This window comes from Brevundimonas vesicularis NBRC 12165 (genome assembly GCF_001592205.1).
In the GTDB taxonomy this organism is placed as follows: Bacteria; Pseudomonadota; Alphaproteobacteria; order Caulobacterales; family Caulobacteraceae; genus Brevundimonas; species Brevundimonas vesicularis.
In genome coordinates, this window is the sequence record NZ_BCWM01000030.1 from 1 (window position 1) to 12,470 (window position 12,470).

The following is a 12,470-nucleotide window of genomic DNA, read 5'->3' on the forward strand; positions in this document are numbered from 1 at the left end:
GGACCGGCCCGAGTGCGATCGAGTATCCCCCTCGACCCTCCGGCGGCGCACCGTGTGTCGCCGTCAGCGCAGGCCGTTTCAGACCCGCTCCCGTTCCATCCGCTCTCGCCGCCGCAAGGTCGCAGGCCAGGCGAGCCCTCCATGCGACGAGACGGATGTATTATGGGCCCGTTTGACCCCGTGGACGGGAGACGAGGGACATAAATCGGCAAGCGATTGAAATCGCAGCGGATGGACCAGCGTCATTGCGATGGCTGAGCATCGTCTCCTCCCCATGAAATGGGGAGGTGGCTCGAAGCGCAGCGGAGAGACGGAGGGGCTCTTCGCGCATCGCAGGCGTCTGTGGGGCGTCAAGACCCCCTCCACCGCGCCGCCTGTCCTCTGGCTCGCCTTCGGCGAGACCCGGGGCGGTCCACGTCCCCACAAGTGGAGAGGAGACGATTGGGTCAGATCAGTCCCGCCAGCGGCGACGACGGGTCGGCATACATCCGCTTGGCCATCCGCCCGGCCAGATAGGCGTCGCGGCCGGCGATGACGGCGTGCTTCATCGCCCGCGCCATGCGGATCGGATCCTTGGCCCCGGCGATGGCGGTGTTCATCAGCACGGCGTCGCAGCCCAGTTCCATCGCCCGTGTCGCGTCCGAGGCCGTGCCGACGCCCGCATCGACCAGCACCGGCACCTTGGCCTGTTCGACGATGAGGCGGACGTTGACCTCGTTCTGGATGCCCAGGCCCGAGCCGATCGGGGCGGCGGCGGGCATGATGGCGGCGGCGCCGGCGTCTTCCAGCCGCTTGGCCATCACGACGTCGTCGGTGCAATAGACCATGACGTCGAACCCGTCCTTGATCAGCAGATCCAGCGCCCGCAGCGTCTCGATCATGTCGGGATACAGGTGGGCGGTGTTGGACAGCACCTCCAGCTTGACCAGGCTCCAGCCGCCGGCCTCGCGCGCCAGCCGCAGGGTCCGCACCGCATCCTCGCCCGTGAAACAGCCGGCGGTGTTGGGCAGGAAGGTAAAGCGATCCGGCTTCACATAATCGACCAGCATCGGCTGGGTCGGGTCGGACAGGTTCACACGGCGCACGGCCACGGTCACGATCTCGGCCCCGGCCGCCTCGGCGGCGGCGGCGTTCTGGGCGTAGTCGGCATATTTGCCGGTGCCCACGATCAGGCGCGAGTTGAAGGTGCGGCCGGCGACGGACCAGGTTTCGTTGGCTGTATCGGTCATGGGTGCTGACCTACGCGCCCTGGCCGCCGAGCGAAAGGTCGCAAGGATCACACCGCGTTGCGAGGGACCACAGAATAGACTAAACTAAGTGGACTAAGTTCAATGGAGACAGGTCATGGAGACGGTCAATATCCATCAGGCAAAGACGCATCTGTCCCGCCTGATCGAAAAGGCAGCGAAGGGCGAACCCTTCATCATCGCCAAGGCCGGCAAGCCGATGGTGAAGGTTACGGCAGTCGATGACACGCCGAAGAGGACGGTTCAGCGCATTGGCTTCATGAAGGGCGAAGGCGTGGTTCCCGATGACATCAAAACGGCGTTCAAGGACGACATCGAAGAGATGTTCTACGGCAAATCGTGAACCTGCTTTTGGACACTCACCTGTTGATCTGGTCTGCCTTCGACACAGGGAGGCTGAGCGATAAGGCCCGTGAACTGATCAACGACGGGGACAATGTTCTTCATTTCAGCGCAATGAGCTTGTGGGAAATCGCCATAAAAACAGCGCGGAATTCCGAGGACTTCTCGGTCGATCCCAAACGGCTCCATTATCTGCTCACCGTGAATGGCTTCGTGGAGGTGATCATGACCAGTGAGCATGGGATCGTCGCGGGGCAACTTCCGTTGCTCCATCGCGATCCTTTTGATCGCGCCTTAATCGCTCAAGCGCGCTGCGAAGACTTGACCTTGTTGACGGCGGACAGCGCCATCAGTCTCTACGAGGGCCCCATCCTCAAGGTCTGATCAACCGCCGCCGACGAACTGGACCAGCTCAATACGATCGCCTGCGGCGACCGGCGTGGCGGCGTGAAGCGACTTGGGCACGATCTCGAGATTGCGTTCGACGGCGACCTTGCGCGGGTCCAGCGACAGTTCCTCGACCAGGGCCAGGATGGTGGCGGCCTGGACCTGACGTGGCTCGCCATTGAGATGGATCTGGTGCACACGCATTCTCTCTGACCTTCGCCTCGCCGACCGTCGCGCGTCAGATAGACGGTGACAGGCCGGTTCGCCAGACTGTGCGCTCAGCCCGCCTCAAACAGGAAGGCGCCGACCGCAACGGCCAAGGCCGCAAAGGTCGCCACCACGGTTCTCAGGATCAGTTTGCCGTCCTGGCGCATCCTCGGCGCTCCCACAGGCCGTCCCGACCAGGGACGATGGCAGCCGGCGCTGCGAAATCCACGCCATCGCACGTAACGTCGGGGAAGGTTCGACGCCGCGAGCGTTTGACCCACGCCCTGCGTCCGCTAAAAGGCCCCTCTTGCGCCGCGCTGCGCCGGATCGATTCTGGAACCATGGCCGAAACGCCCGTCATTCATGTGCTGAACGGCCCCAATCTGAACCTGCTCGGGGTTCGGGAGCCGGACATCTATGGCCGCGACACCCTGGCGGACATCGAGCAGCGCTGCGTCCGGGCGGCCGGCGAGGCGCAGATCGTGTTTCGCCAGACCAACCATGAAGGCGTGCTGGTGGACTGGATCCAGGAGGCGCGCGAGGGCGCCGACGCCCTGATCCTAAATCCGGCGGCCTATGGGCATACGTCGGTGGCGCTGCACGATGCGTTGAAGACGCTGTCGATCCCGGTGATCGAGCTGCACCTGTCCAATCCGGCGGCGCGCGAGGCGTTTCGCCATCACTCCTATGTGTCCTCCGCGGCGACCGGCGTCATCGCCGGCTTCGGCGCGGCGGGCTATGAACTGGCCGTCCAGGCGGCCCTCACCCAGGTTCGGGAACGCGGCTGAGCCCCGTCCCGTTTATCAAAGACCACGAAAGACAAGGCGCAACTCCAATGGCCGATGACAAGAAACACGCCGAAATCGACGCCGCCCTGGTTCGCCAGCTGGCCGAGATCCTGAACGAGACCGATCTGACGGAAGTCGAGGTCGAGCGCGGCGAACTGCGCATCCGCGTGGCGCGCGAAGTCACCGTCAACGCCGCTCCGGTTCAGTACGCCGCCGCCCCCGCCCCGGTCGCCGCTGCGCCCGCCGCCGCTACTGCGCCGGCCGCCATGCCGTCGGACCCCGCCACCATCGTCGCCCGCGCCGGCGAAGAGGTGAAGTCGCCGATGGTCGGCACCGCCTATCTGCAGGCGTCGCCGGAGGCCCCGGCCTTCGTCCAGCCCGGCGACAAGGTCAAGAAGGGCCAGACCCTGCTGATCGTCGAAGCCATGAAGACGATGAACCCGATCCAGGCCCCGCGCGACGGCGTTGTGGCCGAAATCCTGGTCGGCGACGCCCAGCCGGTCGAGTTCGGCGAACCCCTCGTCCTGCTGGAAGCCTAAGCCGTGTTCACCAAGGTCCTGATCGCCAACCGCGGCGAGATCGCGCTGCGCATCCACCGGGCGTGCAAGGAGATGGGCATCTCCACCGTCGCCGTGCACTCCGAAGCCGACCGCGGCGCCATGTGGGTGCGGCTGGCCGATGAGAGCGTCTGCATCGGCCCCGCCTCGGCCGCCAAGTCGTATCTGAACATCCCCTCGATCATCGCGGCGGCGGAAATCACCGGCGCCCAGGCGATCCACCCCGGCTACGGCTTCCTGTCCGAGAACGCCCGCTTCGCCGAGATCGTCGAGGCCCATGGCATGACCTTCATCGGTCCCAAGCCCGAGCATATCCGGGTGATGGGCGACAAGATCAGCGCCAAACAGACGGTCAAGGACGCCGGCATCCCGGTCGTTCCCGGCTCGGATGGCGAGGTCGAAACCGTCGAGGCCGCGATCGAGGCGTCCAAGTCCATCGGCTTCCCCCTGATCGTCAAGGCGGCGGCGGGCGGCGGCGGACGCGGCATGAAGGTCGCCCTGACACCTGATGATCTGGTCGAAGCGGTCCAGACCGCCCAGTCGGAGGCCAAGGCCGCCTTCGGAAACGGCGCCGTCTATATGGAGCGCTACCTCCAGAAGCCGCGCCACATCGAGATCCAGGTCATCGCCGACAGCCACGGCAATGTCGTCCACCTGGGCGAACGCGACTGCTCGCTGCAACGCCGTCACCAGAAGGTGCTGGAAGAGGCCCCCTCGCCCGCCCTGTCGGCCGAAGGTCGCAAGCAGATCGGCGAGACGGTCAACAAGGCCATCGCCGCCATCGGCTATCTGGGCGTCGGCACCATCGAGTTCCTGTGGGAGGACGGCGAGTTCTTCTTCATCGAGATGAACACCCGCCTGCAGGTCGAGCATCCGGTTACGGAAATGATCACCGGCGTCGATCTGGTGCGCGAACAGGTGCGCATCGCCGCCGGTCTGCCGCTGTCGTTCACCCAGGACGATATCGAGTTCAAGGGCCACGCCATCGAGGTGCGGATCAACGCCGAGAACCCGGAGACCTTCACCCCGTCGCCGGGCAAGATCACCGACTTCCACGCCCCAGGCGGCTTGGGCGTGCGCCTGGATAGCGCGATCTACGCTGGCTATTCGATCCCGCCCTATTACGACAGCCTGATCGGCAAGCTGATCGTCCACGGCCGCGACCGCGAGGAGGCCATCGCCCGCCTGAAGCGTTCGCTGAACGAGGTCGTCATCGGCGGCGTCGACACGACCATCCCGCTGTTCCAGAAGCTGCTGGCCGAGCCGGACATCCTGTCGGGCGACTACGACATCCACTGGCTGGAAAAATGGGCGGCCCGTCAGAAGGGCGACGCCTGACCGACCCCGATTTCAGCGCCAGCGGGCCTTTCGGCGGTTTCGGCCCCGAGGACCTGCTGGCCTGTTACGCCCGGGGTGTGTTTCCGATGGCCGAGGCGCGCGATGATCCGCGCGTCTTCATTATCGAGCCGGAACAGCGCGGCGTCATTCCGCTGGACGCCTTCCACATCCCCAGCCGCCTGCGCCGCACCGTGCGGAGCGAGCCGTTCGAGGTGCGGGTCGATACCGCCTTCGAAGCGGTGCTAGATGGATGCGCGGCGGCGCAAGGGCCGGATCGCGAAGACACCTGGATCAACGGCCCGATCCGGCGGCTGTACGCCGCCCTGTTCGCCATGGGCTTCGTCCATTCCATCGAGTGCTGGCGTGATGAACGGCTGGTCGGCGGGCTTTACGGCGTGTCGCTGGGCGGGGCCTTCTTCGGCGAGAGCATGTTCAGCCGCGAGCGGGACGCCTCCAAAGTCGCTCTGGTGCATCTGGTCGCGCGCCTGCGAAAGGGCGGCTGGACCTTGCTGGACGCCCAGTTCCTGACCGACCATCTGAGCCAGTTCGGTGCGGTCGAAACGCCGCAGGCGGCCTATCTGGAGCGGCTTCAGCCCGCGCTCTCGGTCAGGCCGGACCAAGGGGCGTTGCGCGAGCCCCTGACCGGCGCAGAAGCGGTCGCCTTGGCCAGCGCCTAAATTCGATCGACACACATTCTGGTGACGTCATTCCGGGGCGTCCGAAGGACGAGCCCGGAACCCAGGAGAGGCGCACCGGGCGTTGAGTGGGGCGGGCAACGCGCGCGTGGCCCTGGGTTCCGGGTTCTTCGCTCTGCTCAGCCCCGGAATGACGCACTAAGAGGATCTGTCCGGACACGATTTGGGGCCTGTCCCGACAGGTTCGGATTGGTGTCTTCGGCCGGCCTGACGGTCAATGGCGGCATGACACAGACCCCGCCAAAAGCTCCGCCCCGCCCGTCCCTTCTTCGCGAGGTGCGAGAGATCGCCCTGACGCTGATCTTCGCCATCATCCTGGCGCTCGCGATCCGCATCGTCCTGTTCCAGCCCTTCACCATCCCCTCGTCGTCGATGGAGCCAGGGCTGGTGACCGGCGACTATATCGTCGTGTCGAAATATCCCTACGGCTGGAGCAAGGCGTCTCTGCCGTTCAATCCGGCGATGTCACCGGGACGGCTGTTCGGGCGCGAGCCGAGACGCGGCGACGTGGTCGTGTTCCGCCTGCCGCGCGACCCCAGTGAGGCCTGGATCAAGCGCGTCGTCGGCCTGCCGGGCGATACGGTTCAGGTGCGGGGCGGCGTTGTCTTCGTCAATGGCGATCCGGTGCGCCAGACCCGGCTGGATGTCGTCGCCGATCACGATGCGCCGCAGCGACGGGTCCAGCAGGTGCGCGAGACCTTAGCCGACGGACGATCCTACGTTACATACGACGGCGGATCGGACCTGTCGGGCGACGACACGCCTGTGCGCCGGGTGCCGGCCGCCCACTACCTGATGATGGGCGATAACCGCGACAACTCGCTGGACAGCCGCTGGCCGCCCGAGATCGGCGTCGGCCTGCTGCCGGCCGAGAATATCATCGGCCGGGCCGAGATGGTGCTGGCCTCCTGGAAACCGGGCGCCAACCTGTTCAAACCCTGGACGTGGCTGAACCTTCAGTGGGACCGGTTCCTGGTCCGCATCCGCTAACGCGCGCGGTATTCGTCGAAGCTGACGACGCCGTCGTGATTGCGGTCCAGCCGGTCGAAATCGGCGCGGGTGGGCGACGACTGGGCCAGGGAGGGCGCGGCGACGGCGCCCAGCGCCAGGCCTGCGACGGCGGCGGCCAGCAGGGGCCGCCAGCTCAGGCGGGGTTGAGGGCGTGGGGACGAGGCCGCATTCAACTCGGCGTCTATGAAGCGGCGAATGGCGTCGCTGGCCGTCCGGCCCTCGTCACGGCACCGCGCCATGAAGGCGGTCTTTGTCGCGTGGGGCAGTCGGATTTCGACCGTCTCGGTCTTCTTGGGCGGCTTGTTGCGATCCATGGCGCGCCTCCTCGCGGCGTCAAAGCTCAGTTCTTACAGCCGACGACCCATGCGTCATAGTAGGGGCTCTGGACCCCGCTGACGGCGGGTGACGAAGCGAACATCCAACCGCGGAAGATCTGGCGGCCTTCCTGCCGGCCGCGCGCCTGAAGCGAGACGTCCATATAGGCGATGGCGTCTTCGGTCAGTTCGTCCGGTGTCGTGACCTCGCAGGCGCGGGCCGCGAAGATCAGATTCTGGTTGAAGCGCACGGGGCGACCGCCGACCTCGACCTCGAACTTCATCGTCTCGGCGGTGACCTTGTCGATGGCCTGGATGATTGCGAACTTACGACGCTGGCGGCGTGCGGGTGTGGCGGGCTGGTCGATGGCCTTGGTCGCGACGGGCTTCTCGGCCGCGACTTCCTCCTCAGCCTTTTCCTCGACGGCGGCGTCCTCGGCGATGACGACATTGGGCGGCGGCGCCACGGCGACCGGAGAGCGCGGAGCCGGTGCGCCCGCGGGCGGCGTCTCGGTCGGAACCGAGGGCTGGGCCGGGGTGGTGCGCAGAATGTCGCCGATCGGATCCTGAACCGGACGCGCATCGCGAGGCGCGTCCTGAAGCACGCTGGCGGTCACCGCGCCGGCGCTCAGCACAGCCGCGACGGACGCCGCGCCCAACAGGATGCGGCGGATTTTCACTCGGGCGTCCAGGCCTGATAGTCGCCGGTTGCGGCCGGGCGCTTGGCGTCTCCGGCCAGCGAGCCGGGCGGACGCCAGGCCAGGGGCGTGCCGGTCATATTGGGCAGATGTTCTTTCTCCCAGGCACGACGCGGCAGCGGCTGCTCGGTCGGCGGCAGGTCGAAGGTGTAGTGCAGCCAGCCGTGCCAGTCGGGCGTCACCTTGGACGCCTCGGCATAGCCGTCATAGATGACCCAGCGACGCTTGCGGCCGTCGTAGCTGACGTTGTCGCGGCTCTCGTAATAACGATTGCCGTTCTCGTCCTGGCCGACGAAGCGACCGCGCTTGGCGATGGTGAACCGGGTGCCGATCGTGGCGCCCTCCCACCAGCCGAAAATCTTGCTCAACACGTCGTGGAATCCAACCGTAAGGGGTCGCCGGAAAGGGAGGCGGCGTCTGGTTCGGATCATAGAAACCCGCGCCCTCTTCGTCCAGCGTTCAAGCGTCTGGCGGTGAATCGATATCTTGTGGGCAACCCCGCCGAGCGACACCAGATGTATTGGCTAAGCCGCGTGCGCATCCTAGGCTCGCCCGAACCTTTCGGAGAGACGCCGCCATGCGCTTTCAATCCGGCTTCGCCGCTCGCGCTGAACGAGTCGCGATGGAGACCCGCGCCATCGAGCGCCCCTCTGGCGTGCAACAGGTCCTGGCCCCTGCCGGCTGGTCCGACGTCCGGATCGAGGCTTGGCTGGATTGGGTCGAGGCGGAAGGGTTCGCAACACCCCTGTCCGGCGACTGGCTGAACGGCGGCGTCGACGCCTGGGCCGAGCGGCTGGCGGAGACAGGCTTGACCGAGGGCGTGTTCGACCGGGCCGAGGCCGCCGCGTTCGTCGAGGAGCTGTCGGGCGCCTTCAGGCTGGGGCTGGCAGCGCCAGCGGCGTCTGGACCTGCGGCCGTCGGCGTCGTCGATCTGAACGACCCCGGCGCGGCGGCGCGGTTGAAGGCGCACGCCGGACGGCGCGCGGCCGCGCGTCTGGGGGCCCAGGCGGCCGACGCCTTGGCCGAGGCGCTGGCGGGCGTGGCCGATGCGGTGGATCGCTGCGAAGGCCCGCGCGGCGACTGCGGCGACCCTTCGCGCAATCCGGCCCTGGGCCGGGCGGCGGCGCTGGCGCGGCGGTGCGGCGCCAGCGACGCCGACATCCTGAGAGCCATCGACGGCGAACGACCCGCAATGGCGTTGGAGCCGATGGTCGAAGGCGCGCCTCTGGTCGCCCTGGCGGACCGGACGCAGATCGCGGCCGGCGCGCCCGAGGCCCTGCTGGCGGGCGAGGCGGCGCTAGACGGCGGGCTGATTGTCGCCTTCGACCCGCGCGATGCGGAGACCGCTACGGCCCAGACCGCGCGGGCTTTGATCGACCTAGGCGCCGTCCTGGCGCTCGACGGAGACATGGCGACCGATCTGGCGGATCTGACCCGCCTGCTGACTGTGGCGCTGGACCTACAGTCTTCGCAGCCCGGTCCCATCGCGCTGGGACTGGACGGCCTGCTGGACGCGCTGGCGGCCAGCGACGACCGCATGGATCAGGCGCAGACGCTCGCGGGCCTGGTCGCCGCGACGGCGGGCCAGACCTCCGCCGAACTGGCGAGCCTGCGCGGCCCCTGCCTCGATTGGGAAGACCCGGAGACGCCGCGTCGCCATTCGGCCATCGGCCTGTTCGTCGAGGATGCGGAGGCGCGGCTGCGGCTGGGCCTGGGCCGCGTCGCAGCGATCGATGTGTTCCAGACGGCCGACGGCGAGATCGGTCGCCGGCTGCACCCCGCGCTTGCCTCGGCCATCTCTGCCGCCGGCGGCGATGTCGAGGCGGCGGAACGGTGGACGTTCGGGCGCCGCACCCTGGTCGAGGCGCCGGGCATCGACCACACAGCCTTGCGCGCTCTGGGTTTCACCGACATCGAACTGGCCGCCATCGAGACCGCTCTGGGCTGGGCCGAGGATTTCGACACGGTCTTCGCCGCCCCCGTCCTGGACCCCGGCTTTATCCGCGACGTCCTGGGCGTGGAAGACGGCGATGGTCTGCTGCTGACCCTGCTGGGCGTGTCGGAAGAGGCGGAGACGGCGGCGGCGCGCTGGGTCTTCGGTCATGGCGATCTGCGCGACTGGCCTGAGGCGCCGGCCTCCGTCGCCGCCCTGCTGGCCGATCCGGCGGCGGCGGCGGCCGATCTGCGGCGCGCCGTCGAATCGTTCAGCGACATGCCGGACATCGCGATCGAACCAATGGACTGGCGCACGACCTCCACCCAGGCCGCGCGACTGCTGAGCCAGGGTGCGCTGGACGGCCGCCGCGTCCTTCGTCTGTCCCGCGCCGCGCCGCCAGCGGGACCGCTGCTGTCCCTGCCGTCGCTCGACACCGCCCGCCCCGAGCTTGGCCGCCCAGAGCCTGTCCGCGAAGCGCCTCGCTCGGCTCCGACGGAACGGGTCGTCGAACGCGTCGTCGAGCGCGAACGCGCGCGCCGCAAACTGCCCGACCGGCGAAAGGGCTATATCCAGAAGGCCGCCGTCGGGGGCCATAAGGTTTATATCCACACCGGCGAGTACGAAGACGGCGAGCTGGGGGAGATCTTCATCGACATGCACAAGGAAGGCGCCGCCTTCCGCAGCCTGATGAATAACTTCGCCATCGCCATCTCGATCGGCCTGCAATACGGCGTGCCGCTGGACGAGTTCGTGGACGCCTTCGTCTTCACCCGGTTCGAGCCGGCCGGGCGCGTCACCGGCAACGACTCCATCAAGTCGGCGACCTCGATCCTGGACTACATCTTCCGCGAACTGGGCGTCTCCTATCTGGACCGGCACGAACTCGCCAACGCCGAGACGGAAGCGCAGAACCCCGACGATCTGGGCGACGGAAAGCCCGACGCCCATACAGCCGTGCCCGCCGCCCGTTTCATCTCCAAGGGATTCGCGCGCGGTTCCGCGCCTGACAATCTGGTCGTCCTGCCCTTCGGCAAGAAGGGCGAGCCGGAAGCCCGCGCCGCCACCAACAGCGAGGCCGTCGCCTGCCCCGCCTGCGGCGATTTCAGCCTACAGCAACGGGGCGCGGCCTGGGTGTGCGACACCTGCGGGGCGGCCCCGGCGCTTCAGGGCGGCGATCAGGGCTAGGTTAAGAGTTATGGCCTAGGGTTTGCTGACAGACGATCGAACGTCGGAGCCCGGTCCATGAAACGCACACTTTCCCTCGGCCTGATCGCCGCCTTGCTGGCCGTCGCTGCGCCTGCGATGGCCCAGAACGCGGGTCAGATCGCCAGCGTGCGGCGCGGCGCCTCCTGCGCCGGTTGCAATCTTTTTCAGGGCGACTTTTCGGGGCTGGAGGCGCGGGGCCTGAACCTGGCTGGCTCACGCCTGCGTCAGGCGGACCTGAGCCTCAGCGTCATGAACCGCACGCGATTTTCCAACACCGACATGCGTGACGTCGAAGCCTATGGCGGCGTTTTCTCGGGATCCAACTTCTCGCGCGCCAACCTGACCAACGCCAGCTTCGTCGGCGCCTACCTGGAGGGCGCAAGCTTCGCCGGCGCGACCCTGTCGGGGACCAATCTGTCGGGCGCCCAGCTGGCGCGGGCCACCGGCCTGACCCAGGCCCAACTGAACCGGGCGTGCGGCGACGGCTCCACCGTCCTGCCTCGGGGCTTGCGCATTCCGGCCTGCTGAGCGGCGCCGACCTTGCCTCGATTTCATGAAGTTACCTCGATTTAAGTAGGTGCGGCGGGGGTTTCGAGGCATTCAGAGTGCGTGAAACAGATCGCTGAACATATCCGGGTCCGCCCCACATTGGCCCTGCTGACGCTGGGACTGGCGCTCGCCGCCTTCCCAGCCTTCGCCGGGGTCGAGATGTCGATGCAGGACCGCGACGTGGCCCGTTCGGTGTCGCTGGGCGGATCGTGCAATCGCTGCGAACTGTCCGGCCGCAATCTGTCGGGCGCCACTTTCACCGGCGCCAGCTTCATGAACGCCACCCTGGTCGGCGCCAACCTGCGCGGCGCCGAGATGATGGGCTCCAACTTCACCGGCAGTGATTTCAGCCGCGCCAACATGGGCGGGGTCGAGATCGTCGGCGCCAACTTCACCTCCGCCAACTTCACAGGGGCGCAGATCAACGGCGCCGAGGCGCAAGGATCGTCCTTCGTTCGCGCCAACCTGACCCGCGCCAACCTTTCGGGCAGCGAGATGCACGGCGTCAACTTCACCGGCGCCACCCTGGCCGGAACCAACTTCTCCAACTCGGAACTGTTCGGCGCCACACTGGCCAATGTCCGGGCGTCGGGCGCCAACTTCGCCAGCGCCGAGGTCACAGCCTCGAACCTTTCGGGCGGCGATTTCTCCAACGCGGACTTTTCGAACGCCAGCCTGGATGGGGCGCGGTTGACCGGCGGCAGCTTCTCGCGCGCCGACTTCTCCAATGCCTCGCTGCGTCGGACCGACATTCGCGGCGCCGATCTGTCTGGCGCGCGAGGCCTGACGCAGGACCAGATCAGCGAGGCCTGCGGCGACGGCTCGACCCGCCTGCCCGGCCGCCTTTCGCCCCAGGCCTGCCGCAGCAGTTCTATTCGCATCGTCCGCGCAGCGCCCACGCCGCCGGTCCCGCCTCGCGTGCGAAACCTGGTCAACGCCGAAAACTAAGCCGTCCGCCTCGGACTCGTCCTTCGGGAATGCCCCGCATTTCAGGTCGGACCGCGCTACGGAGCCCAGAGGCCCTAGCCTGCGGCGCAACCCTATCAAACTGGGGTCTCCTACGAGCGCCTCTGGCGATCTGCGGATAGCCCCCCACAGCAAAACGGCCCCCGGATTGCTCCGGGGGCCGTTCTGTTACGCTACTGTGTCTTTCGGCCTATGCGCGCCTCGCGGAGGCGCGCGACTTAAGGCCGGG

The 12,470-nt window shown here is 67.4% G+C and carries 15 protein-coding genes; 10 read left to right on the top strand and 5 right to left on the bottom strand.

Translation table 11 applies throughout. The features are described from left to right. Positions 1-446: 446 nt before the first annotated feature. Complete coding sequence (locus BVE01S_RS16150) at positions 447-1,229, bottom strand: HisA/HisF-related TIM barrel protein (protein WP_039247919.1); 783 nt, start codon at positions 1,227-1,229, stop codon at positions 447-449. Positions 1,230-1,344: 115 nt separating this feature from the next. Between BVE01S_RS16150 and BVE01S_RS16155 the strand changes: the two genes are divergently transcribed. Further along, a complete protein-coding gene (locus tag BVE01S_RS16155) occupies positions 1,345-1,590 on the top strand; it encodes a type II toxin-antitoxin system Phd/YefM family antitoxin (RefSeq protein WP_066629840.1) in 246 nt (81 codons plus the stop codon). Beyond that, positions 1,587-1,973 (top strand): type II toxin-antitoxin system VapC family toxin, encoded by a 387-nt coding sequence (locus BVE01S_RS16160; RefSeq protein ID WP_066629842.1) that lies wholly within the window; start codon positions 1,587-1,589, stop codon positions 1,971-1,973. Before BVE01S_RS16155 ends, BVE01S_RS16160 begins: the two co-directional genes overlap by 4 nt. Here the strand turns inward: BVE01S_RS16160 and thiS are convergent, their stop codons facing one another. Further along, positions 1,974-2,180: a sulfur carrier protein ThiS gene (thiS, locus tag BVE01S_RS16165; protein WP_055755162.1), complete on the bottom strand. Its 207-nt coding sequence runs from the start codon at positions 2,178-2,180 to the stop codon at positions 1,974-1,976. A 344-nt stretch (positions 2,181-2,524) separates the two neighbouring features. Between thiS and aroQ the strand changes: the two genes are divergently transcribed. The 5 genes from aroQ to lepB all read left to right on the top strand — a co-directional run bounded on the left by aroQ (position 2,525) and on the right by lepB (position 6,551). Continuing rightward, the gene (gene aroQ / locus BVE01S_RS16170; protein WP_066629845.1) at positions 2,525-2,971 is read left to right on the top strand and encodes a type II 3-dehydroquinate dehydratase; all 447 of its coding nucleotides are present in this window, start codon (positions 2,525-2,527) and stop codon (positions 2,969-2,971) included. Between the two features lie 47 nt (positions 2,972-3,018). Further along, positions 3,019-3,510, top strand: coding sequence for an acetyl-CoA carboxylase biotin carboxyl carrier protein (gene accB / locus BVE01S_RS16175; RefSeq protein ID WP_066629847.1), 492 nt, complete (start codon positions 3,019-3,021; stop codon positions 3,508-3,510). Positions 3,511-3,513: 3 nt separating this feature from the next. Continuing rightward, entirely contained in the window at positions 3,514-4,866 is a 1,353-nt protein-coding gene (gene accC / locus BVE01S_RS16180; protein WP_055808513.1) for an acetyl-CoA carboxylase biotin carboxylase subunit, read from the top strand. Further along, on the top strand, positions 4,836-5,543 hold the full coding sequence (gene aat / locus BVE01S_RS16185; protein ID WP_088582775.1) for a leucyl/phenylalanyl-tRNA--protein transferase: 708 nt from the start codon (positions 4,836-4,838) through the stop codon (positions 5,541-5,543). The genes accC and aat overlap by 31 nt, the downstream gene beginning before the upstream one ends. Before the next feature lie 243 nt (positions 5,544-5,786). Further along, positions 5,787-6,551 (top strand): signal peptidase I, encoded by a 765-nt coding sequence (gene lepB, locus BVE01S_RS16190; protein WP_066629869.1) that lies wholly within the window; start codon positions 5,787-5,789, stop codon positions 6,549-6,551. Here lepB and BVE01S_RS16195 read toward each other — a convergent pair. Genes BVE01S_RS16195 through BVE01S_RS16205 form a run of 3 tightly spaced genes read right to left on the bottom strand, consistent with a single transcriptional unit; the run spans position 6,548 to position 7,955 of the window. Then, a complete protein-coding gene (locus BVE01S_RS16195; RefSeq protein ID WP_066629849.1) occupies positions 6,548-6,886 on the bottom strand; it encodes an EF-hand domain-containing protein in 339 nt (112 codons plus the stop codon). The genes lepB and BVE01S_RS16195 overlap by 4 nt on opposite strands. Positions 6,887-6,912: 26 nt before the next feature. After that, a complete protein-coding gene (locus tag BVE01S_RS16200) occupies positions 6,913-7,566 on the bottom strand; it encodes a DUF2155 domain-containing protein (RefSeq protein WP_066629852.1) in 654 nt (217 codons plus the stop codon). Further along, the gene (locus BVE01S_RS16205) at positions 7,563-7,955 is read right to left on the bottom strand and encodes an NADH:ubiquinone oxidoreductase subunit NDUFA12 (RefSeq protein WP_055755156.1); all 393 of its coding nucleotides are present in this window, start codon (positions 7,953-7,955) and stop codon (positions 7,563-7,565) included. Before BVE01S_RS16205 ends, BVE01S_RS16200 begins: the two co-directional genes overlap by 4 nt. 206 nt (positions 7,956-8,161) lie before the next feature. Between BVE01S_RS16205 and BVE01S_RS16210 the strand changes: the two genes are divergently transcribed. From BVE01S_RS16210 to BVE01S_RS16220, 3 genes are all read left to right on the top strand, one after another. Further along, a complete protein-coding gene (locus BVE01S_RS16210) occupies positions 8,162-10,705 on the top strand; it encodes a TSCPD domain-containing protein (RefSeq protein ID WP_066629855.1) in 2,544 nt (847 codons plus the stop codon). 57 nt (positions 10,706-10,762) lie between these two features. Continuing rightward, positions 10,763-11,254 (top strand): pentapeptide repeat-containing protein, encoded by a 492-nt coding sequence (locus tag BVE01S_RS16215; protein WP_066629857.1) that lies wholly within the window; start codon positions 10,763-10,765, stop codon positions 11,252-11,254. 81 nt (positions 11,255-11,335) lie between these two features. Further along, positions 11,336-12,223, top strand: a complete 888-nt coding sequence (locus BVE01S_RS16220; RefSeq protein WP_066629860.1) for a pentapeptide repeat-containing protein — start codon at positions 11,336-11,338, stop codon at positions 12,221-12,223. The last annotated feature ends 247 nt before the right edge of the window (positions 12,224-12,470 follow it).

Bases quoted from the DNA above. Each gene is read 5' to 3' on its own strand.
- BVE01S_RS16155 (WP_066629840.1), top strand. From the start codon at position 1,345: ATGGAGACGGTCAATATCCATCAGGCAAAGACGCATCTGTCCCGCCTG.
- aroQ (WP_066629845.1), top strand. From the start codon at position 2,525: ATGGCCGAAACGCCCGTCATTCATGTGCTGAACGGCCCCAATCTGAAC.
- BVE01S_RS16150 (WP_039247919.1), bottom strand. From the start codon at position 1,229: ATGACCGATACAGCCAACGAAACCTGGTCCGTCGCCGGCCGCACCTTC.
- accB (WP_066629847.1), top strand. From the start codon at position 3,019: ATGGCCGATGACAAGAAACACGCCGAAATCGACGCCGCCCTGGTTCGC.
- lepB (WP_066629869.1), top strand. From the start codon at position 5,787: ATGACACAGACCCCGCCAAAAGCTCCGCCCCGCCCGTCCCTTCTTCGC.
- BVE01S_RS16210 (WP_066629855.1), top strand. From the start codon at position 8,162: ATGCGCTTTCAATCCGGCTTCGCCGCTCGCGCTGAACGAGTCGCGATG.
- BVE01S_RS16195 (WP_066629849.1), bottom strand. From the start codon at position 6,886: ATGGATCGCAACAAGCCGCCCAAGAAGACCGAGACGGTCGAAATCCGA.
- BVE01S_RS16215 (WP_066629857.1), top strand. From the start codon at position 10,763: ATGAAACGCACACTTTCCCTCGGCCTGATCGCCGCCTTGCTGGCCGTC.
- aat (WP_088582775.1), top strand. From the start codon at position 4,836: ATGGGCGGCCCGTCAGAAGGGCGACGCCTGACCGACCCCGATTTCAGC.
- thiS (WP_055755162.1), bottom strand. From the start codon at position 2,180: ATGCGTGTGCACCAGATCCATCTCAATGGCGAGCCACGTCAGGTCCAG.